This is a genomic window from Escherichia sp. WS1368, assembly GCF_046487485.1.
GTDB classification, from domain to species: Bacteria; Pseudomonadota; Gammaproteobacteria; order Enterobacterales; family Enterobacteriaceae; genus Escherichia; species Escherichia coli.
In genome coordinates, this window is record NZ_JBJQJI010000006.1 from 124502 (window position 1) to 146944 (window position 22443).

20 protein-coding genes are annotated in these 22443 nt (G+C 51.4%); 12 read left to right on the forward strand and 8 right to left on the reverse strand.

The genetic code is table 11. The annotated features are described in order from the left end of the window. Positions 1–60 precede the first annotated feature (60 nt). From bioA to ACJHYD_RS13830, 3 genes are all read left to right on the forward strand, one after another. Positions 61–1350, forward strand: coding sequence for an adenosylmethionine--8-amino-7-oxononanoate transaminase (bioA, locus tag ACJHYD_RS13820; RefSeq protein WP_001550860.1), 1290 nt, complete (start codon positions 61–63; stop codon positions 1348–1350). Positions 1351–1408: 58 nt separating this feature from the next. Next, positions 1409–1885, forward strand: a complete 477-nt coding sequence (locus ACJHYD_RS13825; protein ID WP_000767410.1) for a kinase inhibitor — start codon at positions 1409–1411, stop codon at positions 1883–1885. 151 nt (positions 1886–2036) lie between these two features. Next, the gene (locus ACJHYD_RS13830; RefSeq protein WP_001550840.1) at positions 2037–3320 is read left to right on the forward strand and encodes a putative acyl-CoA thioester hydrolase; all 1284 of its coding nucleotides are present in this window, start codon (positions 2037–2039) and stop codon (positions 3318–3320) included. Between the two features lie 69 nt (positions 3321–3389). On the opposite strand, the gene ACJHYD_RS13835 is transcribed toward ACJHYD_RS13830, so the two are convergent. The 3 genes from ACJHYD_RS13835 to ACJHYD_RS13845 form a co-directional block, all read right to left on the reverse strand. Then, positions 3390–5651: a hydratase gene (locus ACJHYD_RS13835; RefSeq protein ID WP_001550839.1), complete on the reverse strand. Its 2262-nt coding sequence runs from the start codon at positions 5649–5651 to the stop codon at positions 3390–3392. Positions 5652–5833: 182 nt separating this feature from the next. Continuing rightward, positions 5834–7267 (reverse strand): anion permease, encoded by a 1434-nt coding sequence (locus tag ACJHYD_RS13840; RefSeq protein ID WP_001036491.1) that lies wholly within the window; start codon positions 7265–7267, stop codon positions 5834–5836. A 75-nt stretch (positions 7268–7342) separates the two neighbouring features. Then, positions 7343–8395 carry a 4-oxalomesaconate tautomerase gene (locus tag ACJHYD_RS13845; protein ID WP_001550838.1) on the reverse strand — a complete coding sequence of 351 codons (1053 nt, stop codon included), beginning with the start codon at positions 8393–8395 and terminating at the stop codon, positions 7343–7345. Between the two features lie 183 nt (positions 8396–8578). Here ACJHYD_RS13845 and ACJHYD_RS13850 point away from each other — a divergent pair, with 183 nt between their 5' ends. Then, a complete protein-coding gene (locus tag ACJHYD_RS13850) occupies positions 8579–9532 on the forward strand; it encodes a LysR family transcriptional regulator (protein ID WP_001550837.1) in 954 nt (317 codons plus the stop codon). Positions 9533–9572: 40 nt separating this feature from the next. Here the strand turns inward: ACJHYD_RS13850 and pgl are convergent, their stop codons facing one another. Next, on the reverse strand, positions 9573–10568 hold the full coding sequence (pgl, locus tag ACJHYD_RS13855; protein WP_000815435.1) for a 6-phosphogluconolactonase: 996 nt from the start codon (positions 10566–10568) through the stop codon (positions 9573–9575). Positions 10569–10722: 154 nt separating this feature from the next. Here pgl and ybhA point away from each other — a divergent pair, with 154 nt between their 5' ends. Continuing rightward, the gene (gene ybhA / locus ACJHYD_RS13860; protein WP_001550836.1) at positions 10723–11541 is read left to right on the forward strand and encodes a bifunctional pyridoxal phosphate/fructose-1,6-bisphosphate phosphatase; all 819 of its coding nucleotides are present in this window, start codon (positions 10723–10725) and stop codon (positions 11539–11541) included. Here ybhA and modC read toward each other — a convergent pair whose 3' ends face one another. From modC to acrZ, 4 genes are all read right to left on the reverse strand, one after another. Beyond that, entirely contained in the window at positions 11542–12600 is a 1059-nt protein-coding gene (gene modC, locus ACJHYD_RS13865; protein ID WP_000891692.1) for a molybdenum ABC transporter ATP-binding protein ModC, read from the reverse strand. A gap of 2 nt (positions 12601–12602) precedes the next feature. Continuing rightward, positions 12603–13292, reverse strand: a complete 690-nt coding sequence (gene modB / locus ACJHYD_RS13870; protein ID WP_000604039.1) for a molybdate ABC transporter permease subunit — start codon at positions 13290–13292, stop codon at positions 12603–12605. Beyond that, entirely contained in the window at positions 13292–14065 is a 774-nt protein-coding gene (modA, locus tag ACJHYD_RS13875; protein ID WP_001550835.1) for a molybdate ABC transporter substrate-binding protein, read from the reverse strand. The genes modB and modA overlap by 1 nt, the downstream gene beginning before the upstream one ends. 166 nt (positions 14066–14231) lie before the next feature. Next, positions 14232–14381 (reverse strand): multidrug efflux pump accessory protein AcrZ, encoded by a 150-nt coding sequence (acrZ, locus tag ACJHYD_RS13880; protein ID WP_000891515.1) that lies wholly within the window; start codon positions 14379–14381, stop codon positions 14232–14234. A gap of 128 nt (positions 14382–14509) precedes the next feature. Here acrZ and modE point away from each other — a divergent pair, with 128 nt between their 5' ends. The 7 genes from modE (at position 14510) to gpmA (ending at position 22314) form a co-directional block, all read left to right on the forward strand. Beyond that, positions 14510–15298 carry a molybdenum-dependent transcriptional regulator gene (gene modE, locus ACJHYD_RS13885; RefSeq protein WP_001147439.1) on the forward strand — a complete coding sequence of 263 codons (789 nt, stop codon included), beginning with the start codon at positions 14510–14512 and terminating at the stop codon, positions 15296–15298. Positions 15299–15365: 67 nt separating this feature from the next. Next, positions 15366–16838 carry a molybdate ABC transporter ATP-binding protein ModF gene (gene modF, locus ACJHYD_RS13890; RefSeq protein ID WP_001550833.1) on the forward strand — a complete coding sequence of 491 codons (1473 nt, stop codon included), beginning with the start codon at positions 15366–15368 and terminating at the stop codon, positions 16836–16838. Positions 16839–17100: 262 nt separating this feature from the next. After that, positions 17101–18117: a UDP-glucose 4-epimerase GalE gene (gene galE, locus ACJHYD_RS13895; RefSeq protein ID WP_001265443.1), complete on the forward strand. Its 1017-nt coding sequence runs from the start codon at positions 17101–17103 to the stop codon at positions 18115–18117. Positions 18118–18126: 9 nt separating this feature from the next. Beyond that, the gene (gene galT, locus ACJHYD_RS13900; RefSeq protein ID WP_001522630.1) at positions 18127–19173 is read left to right on the forward strand and encodes a galactose-1-phosphate uridylyltransferase; all 1047 of its coding nucleotides are present in this window, start codon (positions 18127–18129) and stop codon (positions 19171–19173) included. A gap of 3 nt (positions 19174–19176) precedes the next feature. Then, on the forward strand, positions 19177–20325 hold the full coding sequence (galK, locus tag ACJHYD_RS13905; protein ID WP_000053415.1) for a galactokinase: 1149 nt from the start codon (positions 19177–19179) through the stop codon (positions 20323–20325). Then, positions 20319–21359 carry a galactose-1-epimerase gene (gene galM, locus ACJHYD_RS13910; protein ID WP_001550832.1) on the forward strand — a complete coding sequence of 347 codons (1041 nt, stop codon included), beginning with the start codon at positions 20319–20321 and terminating at the stop codon, positions 21357–21359. Before galK ends, galM begins: the two co-directional genes overlap by 7 nt. A gap of 202 nt (positions 21360–21561) precedes the next feature. After that, positions 21562–22314 (forward strand): 2,3-diphosphoglycerate-dependent phosphoglycerate mutase, encoded by a 753-nt coding sequence (gpmA, locus tag ACJHYD_RS13915; RefSeq protein WP_001295305.1) that lies wholly within the window; start codon positions 21562–21564, stop codon positions 22312–22314. Positions 22315–22443: the final 129 nt, after the last annotated feature.

Genomic DNA, 22443 nt, shown 5'->3' on the forward strand with positions numbered 1-22443 from the left:
TTGTTAATTCGGTGTAGACTCGTAAACCTAAATCTTTTCAATTTGGTTTACAAGTCGATTATGACAACGGACGATCTTGCCTTTGACCAACGCCATATCTGGCACCCATACACATCCATGACCTCCCCGCTACCGGTTTATCCGGTGGCGAGCGCCGAGGGTTGCGAGCTAATTTTGTCTGACGGCAGACGCCTTGTTGACGGTATGTCGTCCTGGTGGGCGGCGATCCACGGTTACAATCACCCGCAGCTTAATGCGGCGATGAAATCGCAAATTGATGCTATGTCGCATGTGATGTTTGGCGGTATCACCCATGCGCCCGCCATTGAGCTGTGCCGCAAATTGGTGGCAATGACGCCGCAACCGCTGGAGTGCGTTTTTCTCGCGGACTCCGGCTCCGTAGCGGTAGAAGTGGCGATGAAAATGGCGTTGCAGTACTGGCAGGCCAAAGGCGAAGCGCGCCAGCGTTTTCTGACCTTCCGCAATGGTTATCATGGCGATACCTTTGGCGCGATGTCGGTGTGCGATCCGGACAACTCAATGCACAGCCTGTGGAAAGGCTATCTGCCAGAAAACTTGTTTGCTCCCGCCCCGCAAAGCCGCCTGGATGGTGAATGGGATGAACGCGATATGGTGGGCTTTGCCCGCCTGATGGCGGCGCATCGTCATGAAATCGCCGCAGTGATCATTGAACCGATTGTCCAGGGCGCAGGCGGGATGCGCATCTACCATCCGGAATGGTTAAAACGAATCCGCAAAATGTGCGATCGCGAAGGTATCTTGCTGATTGCCGACGAGATCGCCACCGGATTTGGTCGTACCGGCAAACTGTTTGCCTGTGAACATGCAGAAATCGCGCCGGATATTTTGTGTCTCGGTAAAGCCTTAACCGGCGGCACAATGACCCTTTCCGCCACGCTCACCACGCGCGAGGTTGCGGAAACCATCAGTAACGGCGAAGCCGGCTGCTTTATGCATGGGCCAACTTTTATGGGCAATCCGCTGGCCTGCGCAGCAGCAAACGCCAGCCTGGCGATTCTCGAATCTGGCGACTGGCAGCATCAGGTGGCGGCTATTGAAGGGCAGCTACGCGAGCAACTTGCCCCCGCCTGTGACGCCGAAATGGTTGCCGATGTGCGCGTACTGGGGGCAATCGGCGTGGTCGAAACCACTCGTCCGGTGAATATGGCAGCGCTGCAAAAATTCTTTGTCGAACAGGGTGTCTGGATCCGGCCTTTTGGCAAACTGATTTACCTGATGCCGCCCTATATTATTCTCCCGCAACAGTTGCAGCGTCTGACCGCAGCGGTTAATCGTGCGGTGCAGGATGAAACATTTTTTTGCCAATAACGGGAAGTTAGCGTGAGGGTTTCTGGCTACACTTTCTGCAAACAAGAAAGGAGGGCTCATGAAACTCATCAGTAATGATTTACGCGATGGCGATAAGCTGCCGCATCGTCATGTCTTTAACGGCATGGGTTACGATGGCGATAATATTTCACCGCATCTGGCGTGGGATGATGTTCCTGTGGGAACGAAAAGTTTTGTTGTCACCTGCTACGACCCGGATGCGCCAACTGGCTCCGGCTGGTGGCACTGGGTAGTTGTTAATTTACCCGCGGATACCCGCGTATTACCGCAAGGGTTTGGCTCTGGTCTGGTAGCAATGCCAGACGGCGTTTTGCAGACGCGTACCGACTTTGGTAAAACCGGATACGATGGCGCAGCGCCGCCGAAAGGCGAAACCCATCGCTACATTTTTACCGTTCACGCGCTGGATGTAGAACGTATTGATGTCGATGAAGGTGCCAGCGGCGCGATGGTCGGGTTTAACGTTCATTTTCACTCTCTGGCGAGAGCCTCGATTACTGCGATGTTTAGTTAATCACTCTGCCAGATGGCGCAATGCCATCTGGTATCACTTAAAGGTATTAAAAACAACTTTTTGTCTTTTTACCTTCCCGTTTCGCTCAAGTTAGTATAAAAAAGCAGGCTTCAACGGATTCATTTTTCTATTTCATAGCCCGGAGCAACCTGTGAACACATTTTCAGTTTCCCGTCTGGCGCTGGCATTGGCTTTTGGCGTGACGCTGACCGCCTGTAGCTCAACACCGCCCGATCAACGTCCTTCTGATCAAACCGCGCCTGGTACCTCTTCTCGCCCGATTCTGTCGGCAAAAGAAGCGCAGAATTTCGATGCTCAACACTATTTTGCATCCCTGACACCAGGTGCTGCAGCGTGGAATCCTTCCCCGATTACCCTGCCTGCACAACCTGACTTTGTTGTCGGCCCGGCGGGTACTCAAGGTGTAACGCATACCACGATTCAGGCGGCGGTAGATGCGGCAATTATCAAGCGTACCAACAAGCGCCAGTATATTGCCGTGATGCCTGGTGAGTATCAGGGAACGGTGTATGTCCCTGCCGCTCCGGGTGGAATTACTCTGTACGGTACAGGTGAAAAACCGATTGATGTGAAAATTGGGCTTTCCCTTGATGGGGGCATGAGCCCAGCCGACTGGCGTCACGACGTCAACCCACGCGGCAAATATATGCCGGGTAAACCAGCGTGGTATATGTACGATAGCTGCCAGAGCAAACGCAGCGACAGCATTGGCGTGCTCTGTTCTGCGGTCTTCTGGTCACAAAACAATGGCCTGCAACTGCAAAACCTGACCATCGAAAACACACTGGGCGATAGCGTAGATGCGGGTAACCATCCGGCGGTGGCACTGCGTACTGATGGCGACAAAGTGCAGATCAATAACGTCAATATTCTCGGTCGCCAGAATACCTTCTTTGTCACCAACAGCGGTGTGCAAAACCGTCTGGAAAGCAACCGTCAGCCGCGTACCCTGGTGACTAACAGCTACATTGAAGGGGATGTGGATATCGTTTCTGGTCGCGGCGCAGTGGTGTTCGATAACACCGAATTCCGCGTGGTGAACTCCCGTACCCAGCAAGAAGCGTATGTGTTTGCACCGGCTACGCTGTCCAACATTTACTACGGTTTCCTCGCCGTAAACAGCCGTTTCAATGCTTCCGGGGATGGCGTGGCGCAACTGGGCCGCTCGCTGGATGTTGATGCCAATACCAACGGTCAGGTAGTGATCCGTGATAGCGCCATCAACGAAGGTTTTAACACGGCGAAACCGTGGGCCGATGCGGTGATTTCCAATCGTCCGTTTGCGGGTAATACTGGCAACGTTGATGATAACGACGAAGTACAGCGCAATCTGAATGACACTAACTACAACCGCATGTGGGAATACAATAACCGCGGCGTGGGTAGCAAAGTGGTTGCAGAGGCGAAGAAGTAAAAAAGAAAACCCGATAGTCTGAACCATCGGGTTAATGAAACTGGGCGCTATATTTCATAGCGCCTTTTTTTACATCTGACGGTTTTTATTGAAGTTAATCAAACTACCCGCCTTGATAATCTCGCGCTCTTCGGCCGTCAGGCTTTCCATGTAAAGCGTAATTTCCGTTACCGGCGCATCTTCATGGATCACATAACCTTTAAACGTCGTACCCGGATTATCCAGCGCTGCTTTAATGCCAGGGATGTAAATGTAATCACCTACGTCAAAGTTCGGTGCTTCCGCCATCTGCAGCGGTAACATCCCCCAGTTGATGACGTTAGAACGATAGCGTTTAGTCGCGTACTCCTCGGCAATATTCGCCAGACCGCCAATCACACGCTGACAACTCGCCGCCTGTTCACGCGCAGACCCATCGCCTGGTTTCACCGCATAAACCATGCTGCCAATTTCAGTTTGCAGCGGATCAATATGCTCCTGACCAGCAATCTGCTTAATGCGCGCAAACACCTCTGTCAGCTCGCTGACATTTCCCGCCAGACGCTGATTTTCCAGCTCAGCAGTCGCTTTACTTCTACCAACATAACCTGGATCGCGGCGTGACAGGGTAAACTCCGCCAGACCAATCGGATTTGAACGATAAGAAGAGGTTTCACCGGAAGGAATCAGTTCGTCGGTGGTGGTCACTTCGTCGAGGATCTTCGAGCACACTTTGAGGACGATATTGTCAGTCAGCGCACCCAATTCTGGCCAGTCTTTAATGTTCGGTCCGTAAATCAGCGGTTGCTGGGTCGCCCCTTTCACAAAGCCCTGATAAACACGGTTTTTATACGGCGTTACATCGAAGGCGTACTCCGGCACGTTGTCCCAGCAATCCAGCTCGCTGGCAGAGGTTAAATAGCCACCGTTTGCCGCAGTCGCCGCAATAGAACGAGCGTCCATCAACGCCACCGCTGACATCTGCCCATTAGCTGGCTTAGAGCCTTCGCGGTTCGGGAAGTTACGCGTGGTGTGGCGAATACTCAAACCGTTGTTGATTGGCGTATCGCCCGCGCCAAAGCATGGGCCGCAGAACGCGGTTCTGATGATTGAGCCTGCGCCAATCAAATCTGCGACCACACCTTTTTTGGCGAGATCCATAAACACCGGCTGTGATGACGGGTAAACCGCCAGCGAGAAGGTGTCATTGCCACAGGATTGACCGCGCAGTGCATTCGCCGCCGCGATGACGTTTTCGTAGTTACCGCCAGAACAGCCCGCGATAATCCCCTGCTGCACTTTCAGGCGACCGTTTTCGACTTTATCCAGCAGCGAGAGTTTGGCTTTACCGTGCGCCACGCGTTCGGACTCAATTTCAATCTCACGCAGAATGTCGGTCAGGTTCTGGTTCAGCGTGTCGATTTCATAGACGTTGCTCGGGTGGAACGGCAGCGCAATCATTGGTTTGATGGCGCTTAAATCAACGCTGATGCAGCCATCGTAGTACGCCATTGGTTGAGGGTTAAGCTGGCAGTAATCCTGGCCGCGACCGTGCAACGCCAGCCAGTTATGGACTTCTTCATCGGTTTGCCAGACAGAACTTAAACAGGTCGTTTCAGTGGTCATCACGTCAACGCTGTTGCGGAAATCGGTAGAGAGCGCTGCAACACCGGGACCTACGAACTCCATCACTTTGTTTTTGACGTAACCGTTTTTGAACACGGCACCGATGATAGCCAGCGCCACATCCTGCGGCCCCACATACGGCGCAGGTTTTCCGGTCAGATGCACCGCAACCACGCCCGGATAGTCGATATCCCAGGTGTCATTAAGCAGTTGTTTTACCAACTCGCCGCCGCCCTCGCCAACCGCCATTGTCCCTAACGCACCGTAACGGGTATGGCTGTCTGACCCGAGGATCATTTTGCCGCCGCCTGCCATCATCTCACGCATATATTGATGGATGACCGCAATGTGCGGAGGCACAAAAATACCGCCATAACGCTGGGCTGCCGATAAACCAAAAACATGATCATCACCGTTAATAGTGCCGCCGACGGCGCAGAGTGAGTTATGGCAGTTGGTCAGCACATACGGCAGCGGGAAACGTTCCATACCGGACGCTTTAGCGGTCTGTACAATACCAACAAAGGTAATATCGTGAGAGGCTAATGAATCAAACTTAATTTTAAGTTTATCCATATTTCCGGACGTATTATGAGAAGAGAGAATAGACCAGGCAATAGTGCCTTTTTTGGCTTCTTCTTTTTTAATTTCGCCGGTGAAATGTTCTTCGGCAATTATTTCGTTATTACTGGCGAGAAACACGCCTTTTTCAGATAACTTGATCATCAAATGCTCCAGATATCTGCGCACCGGAAAGTGCGCAGAAAGATAATAAATGGATATACTCTAAATAATTCGAGTTGCAGGAAGGCGACAAGAGAGTGAATCCCCAGGCGCTTACATAAGTAAGTGACTGGGGTGAGCGAACGCAGACGCAGCACATGCAACTTGAAGTATGACGAGTATATTTACAGCATGTTCCAGCCGATCAGCATATTCCACCACCACACGCCGAGGGTGATATGCACCAGGAAGGTTAATATCGTCAGTACCGCACCGACCAACCACCAGGATTTAATATCGTTGTAACCCACGCCAAAGATGACCGGACCTGCCGCGCCGCCATAGTGAGTAACCATGCCGCCATAGGAGTTAGAGAACAACAGTGCCAGCGCGGTTAACATTAACGGTGCGCCGGAGACATTCGCCAGCATGGCAAATACCGGTAACATGGCAACGATATAGGCACTACCAGAAGCGAAGAAATAACGCACGATGATGCTGAGGAAAATAATAACGAAGAAAGCAACGTTCCCGTGACCATCAAATGCCAGGTTATTTTTAAAGACTTCAGCTAACCATTCGAAGAATTTAACTTTCGATAATAAGGAGCTTAAGCCGATAATACCGCCGTACCAGATTAAGGTATTCCAGCCGCCTTTATTTTTAACCACGTCTTCCCAGGTAACGATACCCAGCAGCAGCATAGTTGCCATAACAACGATTGCCACGGTGGATTCATCAACCCCCAGAGACTTACTGAAAATCCAGCCCAGCAGCGCCAGCACAAAGACACCGAGCAGCATTTTTTCGCGGATTTTCATCGGTCCCAGTTCGGCAAGGCCCGCTTTAGCGATGGTTTTGTTATCCACCTTCTTAATTTCTGGTGGATACATGGTGTAAATCACCAGCGGGGTGACCAGCAGCATAATGATGCCAGGCAATCCGGCGGCTAGCGCCCATCCACCCCAGCTAATTTGCAGGTGCAGAATGTCGTTGATCATTTTCAGCGCCAGAATGTTCCCCGCCATTGCGGTAAAGAACATATAGCTGGTGGTTTTGGTGACCATGTAAATGGACATCATCAGGTAATGTCCGACACGACGCGGACTTTTTTCCGGTTCTGACCCCAAAGCCACCGCCACGCTGTTGATGATCGGTAACACAATGCCGCCCGCACGCGCGGTGTTAGACGGTGTTGCCGGAGCCAGTACCAGATCGAGAAATACCGTAACGTAACCCAGACCCAGGGTAGTGCTACCAATTTTACCAATCAGCAGATAGGCAATACGTTTACCTAAGCCTGTGGTTACAAACGCGGCGCTTAAAGTAAACGCAGAAAACACCAGCCAGGTGGTACCGGAAGAGTAACCGCTTAATACGGCGGTGGTTTTAAATTCCCCACCTGATAAGTTACCCACCACTACCATCGATGCGGCGACGGCAATTAACAGTACGACAGGTTCCGGGAAAGGCTTGATAACCAGCCCCACAATGGCCGCCAGGTAAATACCAAAAAGCACCCACGCCAGTTCGCTTAATCCTGCTGGAGCTGGCATAAAGCCAATAATACATGGGATTGCTAATATCAGAATTAGCTTCCATAACGATTTCTTATTCATTTAATATCCTGTTCTTTCTGTATGACTCATACAGAAGTCCTTTATTGATTGTCCTTATCCTGACAACGAATTTTTTCAGGGAAGATAAACTTCACCGGAAAATATTTTTCTGGTCGTCCGAATAACAGATGCGCGTAACGTCGTGGCATCCTGACCTTCATTACTTAAATGAACGTCGAGCGCACCACTGGGGTGTTCAATATTGATATTGCCGTATCCTACAGAAGGGACGATTTGTCGGGTGACGGTGCCTTCCAATGCACAACTACTGGAAATAGCAATAGCACCGGTTATCGCCAAAGCGCGATGGCAAGAATGCGGCATAAAATAACGCACATTAATTGCCCCGCCTTTCTGCGCTGGAGAAATAAGTACAGGTTTAGGGATAACCATATTACTGACATCGCCTAAGCCCATTGCTTTACCCGCTTGTAGACGGATAGATTCAATGCGAGCTAATAATGCTTTGTCGGCATCCAACTCCGTCGGTAATTCATAGCCTGTTTTTCCCAGATATTCAGCAGGAATAATGACAACTGGCATCGCCATATCGATACAGGTCACCGGGACATCGTCAAAATAATCAATCTGATTATCCGTCGGGAAGACTTTTCCGGTTTTGGTTCCGGCGGCATTCAGGAAAGTGAGCGCAACCGGTGCGGCAGTACCCGGTACGCCGTCAATTCTGGCGCTGCCCTCGTACTCGACAACACCATTTGGCGTTTGCACATCAGCTTCGGTGAACGTACCCGTATTGACGTTGCGGATACGTACGCGGGTAACTGGCGAAGTCGCTGCAATCAAACCATTTTCAATGGCGAATGCCCCAACGCCAGACAGCATATTGCCGCAGTTAGGCGTGGTATCGACACGTTGCTCATGGACGATAACTTGAGCAAACAGATAATCGACATCTGCACGCGGATCGCTGGAGCGGCTAATAATGGCGACTTTACTGGTCAGCGGATTACCGCCGCCAATACCGTCAATTTCCAGATCGTTACCGGAACCCATAATTGCCATCAATATTTTATCGCGCTGCGTTTGATCTTCGGGTAGATGTTCCGCTAACAGGAACGCGCCCCTCGAGGTTCCACCTCGCATCATCACGCAGGGTATTTTTTTCATAATAATGCCCTCAATTTAAAAACATAACTTATTGCGATATGGTTACATTAAGGGCAAAGCATCTCTAATGACTTTAGCTCAACGATTAATAACATTTTTTCATTAATTTAAGTTGGTTAAATGCAGTTAAAATTTTTAACGGTCAGCCACCCAAAATCGACGCTTCCATTTTCCGGAGTAATAATGAAGCATGAATTATCAAGTATGAAGGCATTTGTCATACTGGCAGAGTCCAGTTCATTTAACAATGCCGCTAAATTACTCAATATTACGCAACCTGCATTAACGCGAAGAATAAAAAAGATGGAGGAAGATTTACATATCCAACTATTTGAGCGTACAACTCGCAAGGTTACGTTAACAAAAGTAGGAAAAAGATTGCTCCCGGAGGCGCGGGAATTAATAAAGAAATTCGATGAAACGCTTTTTAATATTCGTGATATGAATGCTTATCATCGTGGTATGGTGACATTAGCGTGTATTCCGACCGCAGTATTTTATTTTTTACCGCTGGCAATCGGTAAATTTAATGAGCTGTATCCCAATATTAAAGTGCGGATTCTGGAACAAGGCACGAATAATTGCATGGAATCGGTGCTGTGTAACGAATCAGACTTTGGCATAAACATGAACAACGTCACAAATTCATCCATCGATTTTACCCCACTGGTCAACGAGCCGTTCGTGCTGGCCTGTCGGCGTGACCATCCATTGGTCAAAAAGCAGCTTGTAGAATGGCAGGAGTTAGTGGGTTACAAAATGATTGGCGTACGCTCCTCCAGCGGCAACCGACTGTTGATAGAACAACAGCTAGCCGACAAGCCCTGGAAGCTGGACTGGTTTTACGAAGTGCGTCATCTTTCGACGTCATTAGGACTGGTGGAGGCAGGACTGGGGATTTCGGCGCTTCCTGGTCTGGCAATGCCCCATGCGCCCTATTCTTCGATTATTGGTATCCCACTGGTGGAACCCGTTATACGTCGGACATTGGGGATTATTCGCCGCAAAGATGCCGTGCTTTCTCCGGCAGCTGAACGCTTTTTTGCCTTGCTGATTAATTTGTGGACTGACGATAAAGACAATTTGTGGACCAATATCGTCGAACGCCAGAGACATGCGTTACAGGAGATAGGTTAATACACCGGCGCAGGAGAGACTGCGCCGGGTAAATCAGCGGTTAGTGTGCGTTAACCACCACCCACATTGGTCCCTGCCCGACCGCATAGCGGCCTTTTTCATGCAGTAGCCCCTGCTCGCCAACAATTTCGTATACCGAGATGTGGTGAGATTTTTGCCCGGCGGCAATCAGATACTTGCCGCTGTGATCAACATTGAAGCCGCGCGGCTGGGTTTCCGTTGGCTGGAAGCCTTCTTTACTCAACACGCTGCCATCTTCCGAAACGCTGAAAACGGTAATCAGGCTGGCGGTACGGTCGCAGGCGTATAAATGACGACCATCCGGGGTGATATGAATATCAGCCGCCCAACGGGTGTCGGAGAAGTTTTCCGGCATCATATCCAGCGTCTGGACACATTCGATATTGCCGTGCGGATCTTTCAGTTCCCAGACATCCACTGAGCTGTTTAACTCATTGACGCAATACGCATATTGTTCGTTTGGATGGAATACCATATGACGCGGGCCGGCCCCTTCAACGGTAGTCACTTCCGCAGGGTCCTGTGCCACCAGATGACCATCATCGCTGACCGTAAACAGACAAATGCGATCCTGCTTTAATGCCGGAACCCACAGCGTACGGTTGTCCGGTGAGATATTGGCGGAATGGCAACCATCCAGCCCCTCGACCACATCGACGACGCCCACTGGCAGGCCATCTTCCAGACGCGTTACGCTCACGTTACCCGCATTGTAAGAACCGACAAAGACAAACTGCCCCTGGTGATCGGTGGAAATATGCGTCGGGCTACCCGGTAGCGCAGACTCTGCAGCAAAGGTCAGCGCGCCATCGTCCGGGGCGATACGATACGCCAGGACGCGAAACTCAGGGCGCACACCAACATAGAGATAACGTTTGTCCGGGCTGACCACCATCGGCTGCACCTGCCCCGGCACATCGACAACCTGTGTCAGCGTCAGTGCGCCTTCATGATTCAGGTTCCAGACGTGAATTTGCTGGCTCTCAGGGCTGGCGATATAAACTGTTTGCTTCATGAATGCTCCTTTGCATTTAGCAACTGACTGTAACAGCTAAAATTAGTCGCTTTTGGCGGTGAATGCTGAATTAAAACGCAGAATTTTGTCCGATAGTGGTATCGGTGTACCATTCGCGCAGAAGAAAATTCTTAACCTTAATCTGGAATACGCCATGACCACACGCGTGATTGCTCTCGACTTAGACGGCACCTTATTGACCCCGAAAAAGACCTTGCTTCCATCATCGATAGAAGCCCTGGCCCGCGCTCGCGAAGCAGGCTATCAATTAATCATCGTCACAGGTCGCCATCACGTCGCTATTCATCCTTTTTATCAGGCGCTGGCGCTGGATACACCTGCTATTTGCTGTAATGGCACCTATTTGTATGATTATCATGCAAAAACAGTGCTGGAAGCGGACCCAATGCCCGTTAATAAAGCCCTGCAACTCATTGAGATGCTGAATGAACACCACATTCACGGTCTGATGTATGTCGATGATGCAATGGTCTATGAGCACCCGACCGGGCATGTCATTCGCACGTCTAACTGGGCGCAAACCCTGCCGCCGGAACAGCGTCCGACTTTCACACAAGTCGCTTCTCTGGCTGAAACGGCGCAACAAGTTAACGCCGTATGGAAGTTCGCCCTGACGCACGATGACCTGCCGCAATTGCAGCATTTTGGTAAGCATGTCGAACATGAACTGGGACTTGAGTGTGAATGGTCCTGGCACGATCAGGTTGATATTGCACGCGGCGGCAACAGCAAAGGTAAACGTTTGGCGAAATGGGTTGAGGCACAAGGTTGGTCGATGGAAAACGTCGTGGCATTCGGCGATAACTTTAATGATATCAGTATGCTGGAAGCCGCTGGTACAGGCGTGGCGATGGGCAACGCCGATGATGCGGTAAAAGCGCGCGCCAACATTGTGATTGGTGATAACACCACCGACAGCATTGCCCGGTTCATTTATAGCCACCTGATTTAATCAGGCGGTTATCGACACACTTTTAATTTGCGCGTACAGCCACAGGCCTGGTTTGATCGCCAGTTCATCCCTGGCCCACGGGCTGATACGCGCCCACAGCGTTTTACCGCCGACTTCCAGCTCCACTTCCACCTGGCCGTTGTCGTCATAACTATTAACAACTTTTGCCCGCAATACGTTACGAATGCTGGTTTGCTGCGGCGGTTGTAAAACCAGAGAAACATCGGAAGCCTGAATGCGGATACGTAGCGCAGCTTGCAGCGGTTCGTCCAGCTTATTGACCCACAAATGCTGATCGCCCAGCGCCAGCGCGGTCATCGCGTAATGCGGATGATGCTCAAGCACCGTCACTTTCAGAATGCTACTTTGTTGCTCTTTCGGCAGCCACGGATTCATCACGCTACTGCCCCACACTTCCTCCAGCGCGCCAAAGGCTTTCACCTGACCGTTTTCCAGTACCATCACTCTGTCTGCCAGATGGAGGATCTCATCCAGCGAATGGCTGACATACAACATCGGAATGTTGATTTCCCGTGTCAGCCGTTGCAGATAAGGCAACAGTTCGCGTTTACGCGGAATATCCAGTGACGCCAGCGGTTCATCCAGCAACAGCAATTCCGGTGCTGTCAGCAAAGCCCGACCAATCGCCACGCGCTGTTTTTCGCCTCCGGACAGGCTGCCTGGTAAACGGTCAAGCAACGGTTCAATGCCTAAAAGCGCCACCAGCTTATCGAACTGATCGACCATACTTTTCGACATGCCGTAGCGCAGATTGCCACGCACTTTGTAATGCGGGAACAGCCGTGCATCCTGAAAAACATAGCCAACGCGACGCTTTTCTGGCGTCAGGCAGATACCTTTTTCGGCATCATTTAGTACCCGCCCATTGAGGACAATCCGCCCTTTTTGCGGGCGCGTCAGTCCACTGATGGCGTTAATCAGCGAAGTTTTTCCGGCACCGGAGACGCCAAAGATAGCAGTGATGCCATTGGCGGGCAGCGTTTCATTAATGGTCAGGCAATGGTTGCCCAACGTCTGGGAAAAATTCAGTTCCAGCATGATTAGCGCCCCGCCCGTTCACGGCTGATTCTGGCCAGCCATTCTGAAATCAACAGGGAGATCATCGCCAGTGCAATAGAAATAATGCACAGTCTCGCCGCGCCACTTTCCCCGCCGGGAGTCTGGATCAGGGTATACATGGCAGAAGGAATGGTTCGCGTTTCACCAGGAATGTTCGACACAAAGGTGATGGTTGCACCAAACTCACCGAGAGAACGAGCAAAAGCCAGTACCGTACCAACAATAATGCCCGGTAAGGTCAGCGGTAACGTGATAGTAAAGAAAACGCGCCAGCGCCCGGCACCCAGTGTTCTTGCGGCCTGTTCCAGTTTGACATCAACCCCTTCCAGCGCCAGACGAATTGCCCGCACCATCAGCGGAAACGACATGACGGCGGCAGCGAGAACCGCGCCGCGCCAGCTAAACGCGAAAGAAAGACCAAACCAGTCATACAGACGTTCACCGATAAATCCGCGCCGTCCCATCGAAACTAATAATAAGTAACCGACGACCACGGGCGGTAACACCAGCGGTAGATGCAGTACGCTATCGAGCAGAGCTTTGCCCGGAAACGTGCAACGTACCAGTAACCAGGCAAAAAAGATCCCAAACGGCAGGCTAAACAGCACAGCCAGGGAAGAAACTTTCAGGCTTAATAAAACTGCCTGCCATTCTGGATCGGTCAGTATCATTACTTGGTTGTAAATCCGTAACGTTTAAAGATTTCCGCAGCCTGCGGCCCCTTCAGATAATCATAAAATGCTATCACTGTCGCATTATTATGCCCTTCCACAACAGCAACCGGATATTCCACTTTTTTATGTGAATCTTCCGGGAAGGTGGCAACCACTTTTACCCCTTTGCTGGCAACTGCGTCAGAACCGTAAACAATACCCAGCGGCGCTTCATTGCGTTCGACCAACGCCAGCGCGCCACGAACATCTTCCGCCGGAGCCAGTTTCGGGGAGAGCGTATCCCATGCGCCCAGTTTTTGCAGTGCTTCTTTTGCATAAATGCCAGCAGGGACATGTTCCGGATCGCCAACCGCCAGGCGACCGCCATTCAGCAGTGAAGTCCAGTTGGTTTTGCTGTCGATGGTGAAATCTTTCTGCTCACTGGCTTTCGGTGCTACAACGACCAGGCTATTGCCGAGCAGTGTCTGACGCGTAGCTGTATCGATCGCTTTTTTATCAACCGCATAATCCATCCATTTCTGATCGGCAGAAATAAACAGATCCGCAGGGGCTCCCGCTTCAATCTGACGGGCGAGAGTAGATGACGAAGCGAAAGAAGAAACCACATCCACGCCTTTCTCTTTTTTATACTGCGTAGCAATGTCCTGCATTGCGTTAGTCAGTGATGCGGCGGCGAACACCGTGATTTTCCCTTCATCTGCCAGTGCATTGCCAGCAACAGCGAAAGAGAGTGCCGCCCCGGCAAACAAGTTCAACCATTTACGAGCCATTGGTAACCCCTTAATGTAACGTTATGTAGGCGTCAATATAACGGCAAGTTCGGAATTTTCCCAGCAGTTATTGCTAACCTTTGTGAGGTAGATGAGAAAAAATATCGGCAGGAAAAGCAGGAAGTTGAGAAAAAGAAAATGCCCGACTAAGCGGGCATTCAGGGAATCAATGATTTTGTCCGGGCTGGTCTTTTTTACCAACACCAGAAAAGATGTTGAATACTTCACCAAGACCGTAAATCAGACCCAGGATGATGGCCATCACGACAGGTACCATGATTACGGCGAATACCAGACTTTTTAATAACTCTAACATGGTCAACTCCAGATATAGTCATGAGACTATTCTAACCGCTAAGCACAGAAAAGCACTCCCCTTTTGTGCGGTCAGCTTTGCGTGGCGTTCGTTTTCCGTCACAATAAGACTTTTGCCAGGACATTGTTATGCAGGCCGAAATCCTTCTCACCCTTAAGCTCCAACAAAAATTATTCGCCGACCCGCGCCGCATTTCGCTACTAAAACACATTGCGCTTTCCGGTTCCATTAGCCAGGGAGCGAAAGATGCCGGTATCAGCTATAAAAGCGCCTGGGATGCCATTAACGAGATGAATCAGTTAAGTGAGCATATTCTGGTTGAGCGCGCAACAGGCGGTAAAGGTGGAGGCGGCGCAGTACTGACCCGCTATGGTCAGCGACTGATTCAGCTCTATGACTTACTGGCGCAAATCCAGCAAAAAGCCTTTGATGTGTTAAGTGACGATGACGCCCTGCCGCTGAACAGCCTGCTGGCCGCGATCTCACGTTTTTCACTGCAAACCAGCGCCCGTAACCAGTGGTTCGGTACCATCACCGCCCGCGATCATGATGACGTTCAACAGCATGTTGATGTCTTACTGGCTGATGGAAAAACACGCCTGAAAGTCGCAATTACCGCACAAAGCGGCGCACGTCTGGGGCTGGATGAAGGCAAAGAAGTGTTGATATTGCTAAAAGCGCCGTGGGTAGGCATTACTCAGGACGAAGCGGTCGCACAAAACGCCGACAACCAATTACCGGGTATTATTAGTCATATTGAGCGCGGCGCAGAGCAGTGCGAAGTATTAATGGCGCTACCCGACGGGCAAACACTGTGCGCCACAGTGCCGGTAAATGAAGCGACTTCTCTTCAGCAAGGACAGAATGTCACGGCCTACTTTAATGCCGACAGCGTGATTATCGCCACGCTATGCTAAGCGTGTTGACAATTTGTTATGAAACACGTATCCCTGTCAGTAATCGCTGCACAAAATGGGATATAAAATGTCATCGTTGCAAATTTTGCAAGGCACGTTTCGTCTTAGCGACACAAAAACGCTGCAATTGCCTCAGCTAACGTTAAACGCGGGTGATAGTTGGGCGTTTGTCGGTTCGAATGGAAGCGGGAAATCGGCCCTGGCCCGCGCGCTGGCGGGGGAACTTCCGCTTTTGAAAGGTGAACGGCAAAGCCAGTTTTCCCACATCACTCGTCTCTCCTTCGAGCAATTGCAAAAGCTCGTCAGCGACGAATGGCAGCGGAATAACACCGATATGCTTAGTCCTGGCGAAGATGACACCGGGCGTACCACGGCTGAGATCATTCAGGATGAAGTAAAGGATACTCCGCGTTGCATGCAACTGGCGCAGCAGTTCGGTATTACCGCCCTCCTCGACCGACGCTTTAAATACCTTTCCACTGGCGAGACACGAAAAACCCTGCTGTGTCAGGCGCTGATGTCGGAGCCTGACTTGTTGATTCTTGATGAGCCGTTCGATGGCCTGGATGTTGCCTCACGTCAGCAGCTGGCTGAGCGACTCGCCTCGTTACATCAGTCCGGTATTACTCTGGTACTGGTGCTCAATCGCTTCGATGAGATCCCGGAGTTTGTCCAGTTTGCTGGCGTGCTGGCGGATTGCACGTTAGCGGAAACTAGCGCTAAAGAGGAACTGCTCCAACAAGCACTCGTCGCGCAACTGGCGCATAGTGAACAGCTTGAAGGTGTACAACTGCCGGAGCCGGATGAACCTTCAGCACGTCACGCCTTACCCGCCAACGAACCGCGCATTGTGCTGAACAACGGCGTGGTTTCTTATAACGATCGCCCCATTCTTAATAACCTTAGCTGGCAGGTGAATCCAGGCGAGCACTGGCAAATTGTCGGGCCAAATGGCGCGGGAAAATCGACGTTATTAAGCCTGATTACTGGCGATCATCCGCAAGGTTACAGCAACGATTTGACGCTTTTCGGACGACGTCGCGGCAGCGGCGAAACCATCTGGGATATCAAAAAGCATATCGGTTACGTCAGCAGTAGTTTGCATCTGGATTACCGGGTCAGCACTACCGTGCGTAATGTGATCCTTTCTGGCTATTTTGATTCGATTGGCATTTATCAGGCCGTTTCGGATCGCCAGCAAAAACTGGTGCAGCAGTGGCTGGATATTCTCGGCATTGATAAACGCACGGCTGACGCTCCGTTCCATAGTCTTTCCTGGGGGCAACAACGCCTGGCGCTGATCGTCCGTGCACTGGTGAAACATCCGACGTTGCTTATTCTCGATGAACCACTACAGGGGCTTGATCCGCTCAATCGCCAGCTTATCCGCCGTTTTGTTGATGTGCTGATTAGCGAAGGTGAAACGCAATTGTTGTTTGTTTCGCACCACGCTGAAGATGCGCCTGCCTGTATTACCCATCGTCTTGAGTTCGTGCCAGACGGCGGACTCTATCGCTATGTGCTGACAAAAATAAATTGAGTCGGTAGTGCTGACCGTGCCGGAGGCGGCCTAAGCGCCCTCTCCGGCCAACGGTTCGACGCATCCAGGCATGAAACCGCGTCTTTTTTTTCAGATAAAAAGCGCAATCATTCATAAACCCTCTGTTTTATAATCACTTAATCGCGCATAAAAAACGGCTAAATTCTTGTGTAAACGATTCCACTAATTTATTCCATGTCACACTTTTCGCATCTTTGTTATGCTATGGTTATTTCATACCATAAGCCTAATGGAGCGAATTATGAGAGTTCTGGTTACCGGTGGTAGCGGTTACATTGGAAGTCATACCTGTGTGCAATTACTGCAAAACGGTCATGATGTCATCATTCTTGATAACCTCTGTAACAGTAAGCGCAGCGTACTGCCCGTTATCGAGCGTTTAGGCGGCAAACATCCAACGTTTGTTGAAGGCGATATTCGTAACGAAGCGTTGATGACCGAGATCCTGCACGATCACGCTATCGACACCGTGATCCACTTCGCCGGGCTGAAAGCCGTTGGCGAATCGGTACAAAAACCGCTGGAATATTACGACAACAATGTCAACGGCACCCTGCGCCTGATTAGCGCCATGCGCGCCGCGAACGTCAAAAACTTTATTTTTAGCTCCTCCGCCACCGTCTATGGCGATCAGCCCAAAATTCCATACGTTGAAAGCTTCCCGACCGGCACACCGCAAAGCCCTTACGGCAAAAGCAAGCTAATGGTGGAACAGATCCTCACCGATCTGCAAAAAGCCCAGCCGGACTGGAGCATTGCCCTGCTGCGCTACTTCAACCCGGTTGGCGCGCATCCGTCGGGCGATATGGGCGAAGATCCGCAAGGCATTCCGAATAATCTGATGCCATACATCGCCCAGGTTGCTGTAGGCCGTCGCGACTCGCTGGCGATTTTTGGTAACGATTATCCGACCGAAGACGGTACTGGCGTGCGCGATTACATCCACGTAATGGATCTGGCGGACGGTCACGTCGTGGCGATGGAGAAACTGGCGAACAAGCCAGGCGTACACATCTACAACCTCGGCGCTGGCGTAGGCAGCAGCGTGCTGGACGTGGTTAATGCCTTCAGCAAAGCCTGCGGCAAACCGGTTAACTATCATTTTGCACCGCGTCGCGAGGGCGACCTTCCGGCCTACTGGGCGGACGCCAGCAAAGCCGACCGTGAACTGAACTGGCGCGTGACGCGCACACTCGATGAAATGGCGCAGGACACCTGGCACTGGCAGTCACGCCATCCACAGGGATATCCCGATTAAGGAACGACCATGACGCAATTTAATCCCGTTGATCATCCACATCGCCGCTACAACCCGCTCACCGGGCAATGGATTCTGGTTTCACCGCACCGCGCTAAGCGCCCCTGGCAGGGGGCGCAGGAAACGCCAGCCAAACAGGTGTTACCTGCGCATGATCCAGATTGCTTCCTCTGCGCAGGTAATGTGCGGGTGACAGGCGATAAAAACCCCGATTACACCGGGACTTACGTTTTCACTAATGACTTTGCGGCCTTGATGTCTGACACGCCAGATGCGCCAGAAAGCAAAGATCCGCTGATGCGTTGCCAGAGCGCGCGCGGTACCAGCCGGGTGATCTGCTTTTCACCGGATCACAGTAAAACGTTGCCAGAACTGAGCGTTGCGGCATTGACGGAAATCGTCAAAACCTGGCAGGAGCAAACCGCAGAACTGGGGAAAACATACCCATGGGTGCAGGTCTTTGAAAACAAAGGTGCGGCGATGGGCTGCTCTAACCCGCATCCGCACGGACAGATTTGGGCAAATAGCTTCCTGCCTAACGAAGCTGAGCGTGAAGACCGCCTGCAAAAAGAATATTTTGCCGAACAGAAATCACCAATGCTGGTGGATTATGTTCAGCGCGAGCTGGCAGACGGTAGCCGTACCGTTGTCGAAACCGAACACTGGTTAGCCGTAGTGCCTTACTGGGCTGCCTGGCCGTTCGAAACGCTACTACTGCCCAAAGCCCACGTTTTGCGGATCACCGATTTGACCGACGGCCAGCGCAGCGATTTGGCGCTGGCGTTGAAAAAGCTGACCAGTCGTTATGACAACCTCTTCCAGTGCTCCTTCCCCTACTCTATGGGCTGGCACGGCGCACCGTTTAATGGCGAAGAGAATCAACACTGGCAGCTGCACGCGCACTTTTATCCGCCTCTGTTGCGCTCCGCCACCGTACGTAAATTTATGGTTGGTTATGAAATGCTGGCAGAGACCCAGCGAGACCTGACCGCAGAACAGGCAGCAGAGCGTTTGCGCGCAGTCAGCGATATCCATTTTCGCGAATCCGGAGTGTAAGAAATGAGTCTGAAAGAAAAAACACAATCTCTGTTTGCCAACGCATTTGGCTACCCTGCCACTCACACCATTCAGGCGCCTGGCCGCGTGAATTTGATTGGTGAACACACCGACTACAACGACGGTTTCGTTCTGCCCTGCGCGATTGATTATCAAACCGTGATCAGTTGTGCGCCACGCGATGACCGTAAAGTTCGCGTAATGGCAGCCGATTATGAAAATCAGCTCGACGAGTTTTCCCTTGATGCGCCCATTGTCGCACATGAAAACTATCAATGGGCTAACTACGTTCGTGGCGTGGTGAAACATCTGCAACTGCGTAACAACAGCTTCGGCGGCGTGGACATGGTGATTAGCGGCAACGTGCCGCAGGGTGCCGGGTTAAGTTCTTCCGCCTCACTGGAAGTCGCAGTCGGAACCGTATTGCAGCAGCTTTATCATCTGCCGCTGGACGGCGCACAAATCGCGCTTAACGGCCAGGAAGCAGAAAACCAGTTTGTTGGCTGTAACTGCGGGATCATGGATCAGCTAATTTCCGCACTCGGCAAGAAAGATCATGCCTTGCTGATCGATTGCCGTTCACTGGGTACCAAAGCAGTCTCCATGCCGAAAGGTGTGGCTGTCGTCATTATCAACAGTAACTTCAAACGTACCCTGGTTGGCAGCGAATACAACACCCGTCGTGAACAGTGCGAAACCGGTGCGCGTTTCTTCCAGCAGCCAGCCCTGCGCGATGTCACCATTGAAGAGTTCAACGCTGTTGCGCATGAACTGGACCCAATCGTGGCGAAACGCGTGCGTCATATCCTGACTGAAAACGCCCGCACCGTTGAAGCTGCCAGCGCGCTGGAGCAAGGCGACCTGAAACGTATGGGCGAGTTGATGGCGGAGTCTCATGCCTCTATGCGCGATGATTTCGAAATCACCGTTCCGCAAATTGACACTCTGGTAGAAATCGTCAAAGCTGTGATTGGCGACAAAGGTGGCGTACGCATGACCGGCGGCGGATTTGGCGGCTGTATCGTCGCGCTGATCCCGGAAGAGCTGGTGCCTGCCGTACAGCAAGCTGTCGCTGAACAATATGAAGCAAAAACAGGTATTAAAGAGACTTTTTACGTTTGTAAACCATCACAAGGAGCAGGACAGTGCTGAACGAAACTCCCGCACTGGCACCCGATGGTCAGCCGTACCGACTGTTAACTTTGCGTAACAACGCAGGGATGGTAGTCACGCTGATGGACTGGGGTTCGACTTTACTTTCCGCCCGTATTCCGCTTTCCGATGGCAGCGTCCGAGAGGCGCTGCTTGGCTGCGCCAGCCCGGAATGCTATCAGGATCAGGCCGCATTTCTGGGGGCCTCTATTGGTCGTTATGCCAACCGCATCGCCAATAGCCGTTATACCTTTGACGGTGAAACCGTGACGCTTTCACCAAGTCAGGGCGTTAACCAGCTGCACGGCGGCCCGGAAGGGTTCGACAAACGTCGCTGGCAGATTGTGAACCAGAATGATCGTCAGGTGCTGTTTGCCCTGAGTTCAGATGATGGCGATCAGGGCTTCCCGGGTAATCTCGGCGCGACGGTGCAATATCGTCTGACCGACGATAACCGTATCTCCATTACTTATCGCGCCACAGTTGATAAACCTTGCCCGGTGAATATGACTAATCACGTCTATTTCAATCTTGACGGCGAGCAGTCTGACGTGCGCAATCACAAGTTGCAGATTCTGGCGGACGAATATCTGCCGGTTGATGAAGGCGGCATTCCGCACGACGGCCTGAAATCTGTCGCCGGAACGTCTTTTGATTTCCGCAGCGCCAAAATCATCGCCAGTGAGTTTCTTGCCGACGACGATCAGCGCAAAGTGAAAGGTTACGATCACGCGTTCTTGTTACAGGCCAAAGGCGATGGCAAGAAAGTGGCGGCGCATGTCTGGTCAGCAGATGAAAAATTGCAGCTGAAGGTCTACACCACCGCTCCGGCTCTGCAATTCTACTCCGGCAACTTCCTCGGCGGCACACCGTCGCGGGGAACCGAACCTTACGCCGACTGGCAAGGGCTGGCTCTGGAAAGCGAATTTCTGCCGGACAGCCCGAACCACCCTGAATGGCCGCAACCAGACTGCTTCCTGCGTCCTGGCGAAGAGTATTCCAGCCTGACGGAATATCAGTTTATTGCTCAGTAATGTTAAGCCCTCGTCATGAGGGCTTTATCCTCATATTGTTCAAATCACCAGCAAACACCGACATATTTGCAACTCAATATTCACAACAACCTTACACTGCGACACTATTTTCGCTATGGTTATGCGTAAGCATTGCTGTTGCTTCGTCACGGCAATATAATGAGAATTATTATCATTAAAAGATGATTTGAGGAGTAAGTATATGGCTGTAACTAAGCTGGTTCTGGTTCGTCATGGCGAAAGTCAGTGGAACAAAGAAAACCGTTTCACCGGTTGGTACGACGTGGATCTGTCTGAGAAAGGCGTAAGCGAAGCAAAAGCAGCAGGTAAGCTGCTGAAAGAGGAAGGTTACAGCTTTGACTTTGCTTACACCTCTGTGCTGAAACGCGCTATTCATACCCTGTGGAATGTGCTGGACGAACTGGATCAGGCATGGCTGCCCGTTGAGAAATCCTGGAAACTGAACGAACGTCACTACGGTGCGTTGCAGGGTCTGAACAAAGCGGAAACTGCTGAAAAGTATGGCGACGAGCAGGTGAAACAGTGGCGTCGTGGTTTTGCAGTGACTCCGCCGGAACTGACTAAAGATGATGAGCGTTATCCGGGTCACGATCCACGTTACGCGAAGCTGAGCGAGAAAGAACTGCCACTGACGGAAAGCCTGGCGCTGACCATTGACCGCGTGATCCCTTACTGGAATGAAACTATTCTACCGCGTATGAAGAGCGGTGAGCGCGTAATCATCGCTGCACACGGTAACTCGTTACGTGCGCTGGTGAAATATCTTGATAACATGAGCGAAGAAGAGATTCTTGAGCTGAATATCCCGACCGGCGTGCCGCTGGTTTATGAGTTTGACGAGAACTTCAAACCGCTGAAACGCTATTATCTGGGTAATGCTGACGAGATCGCGGCGAAAGCAGCAGCCGTTGCGAACCAGGGTAAAGCGAAGTAAACGTCATTCGTTTAAAAATGAGAAAGCCGACTGCAAGTGAGTCGGCTTTTTTGTTTGTCGTTGCTAACAATGGAGCACATTGCCTGATGCTACGCTGCGCGTCTTATCAGGGCTACGGTGATTCATCGG

Coding starts and splice junctions, on each gene's coding strand:
- bioA (WP_001550860.1), top strand. CDS start 61: ATGACAACGGACGATCTTGCCTTTGACCAACGCCATATCTGGCACCCA.
- ACJHYD_RS13825 (WP_000767410.1), top strand. CDS start 1,409: ATGAAACTCATCAGTAATGATTTACGCGATGGCGATAAGCTGCCGCAT.
- ACJHYD_RS13835 (WP_001550839.1), bottom strand. CDS start 5,651: ATGATCAAGTTATCTGAAAAAGGCGTGTTTCTCGCCAGTAATAACGAA.
- ACJHYD_RS13840 (WP_001036491.1), bottom strand. CDS start 7,267: ATGAATAAGAAATCGTTATGGAAGCTAATTCTGATATTAGCAATCCCA.
- ACJHYD_RS13845 (WP_001550838.1), bottom strand. CDS start 8,395: ATGAAAAAAATACCCTGCGTGATGATGCGAGGTGGAACCTCGAGGGGC.
- ACJHYD_RS13850 (WP_001550837.1), top strand. CDS start 8,579: ATGAAGCATGAATTATCAAGTATGAAGGCATTTGTCATACTGGCAGAG.
- pgl (WP_000815435.1), bottom strand. CDS start 10,568: ATGAAGCAAACAGTTTATATCGCCAGCCCTGAGAGCCAGCAAATTCAC.
- ybhA (WP_001550836.1), top strand. CDS start 10,723: ATGACCACACGCGTGATTGCTCTCGACTTAGACGGCACCTTATTGACC.
- modC (WP_000891692.1), bottom strand. CDS start 12,600: ATGCTGGAACTGAATTTTTCCCAGACGTTGGGCAACCATTGCCTGACC.
- modB (WP_000604039.1), bottom strand. CDS start 13,292: ATGATACTGACCGATCCAGAATGGCAGGCAGTTTTATTAAGCCTGAAA.
- modA (WP_001550835.1), bottom strand. CDS start 14,065: ATGGCTCGTAAATGGTTGAACTTGTTTGCCGGGGCGGCACTCTCTTTC.
- acrZ (WP_000891515.1), bottom strand. CDS start 14,381: ATGTTAGAGTTATTAAAAAGTCTGGTATTCGCCGTAATCATGGTACCT.
- modE (WP_001147439.1), top strand. CDS start 14,510: ATGCAGGCCGAAATCCTTCTCACCCTTAAGCTCCAACAAAAATTATTC.
- modF (WP_001550833.1), top strand. CDS start 15,366: ATGTCATCGTTGCAAATTTTGCAAGGCACGTTTCGTCTTAGCGACACA.
- galE (WP_001265443.1), top strand. CDS start 17,101: ATGAGAGTTCTGGTTACCGGTGGTAGCGGTTACATTGGAAGTCATACC.
- galT (WP_001522630.1), top strand. CDS start 18,127: ATGACGCAATTTAATCCCGTTGATCATCCACATCGCCGCTACAACCCG.
- galK (WP_000053415.1), top strand. CDS start 19,177: ATGAGTCTGAAAGAAAAAACACAATCTCTGTTTGCCAACGCATTTGGC.
- gpmA (WP_001295305.1), top strand. CDS start 21,562: ATGGCTGTAACTAAGCTGGTTCTGGTTCGTCATGGCGAAAGTCAGTGG.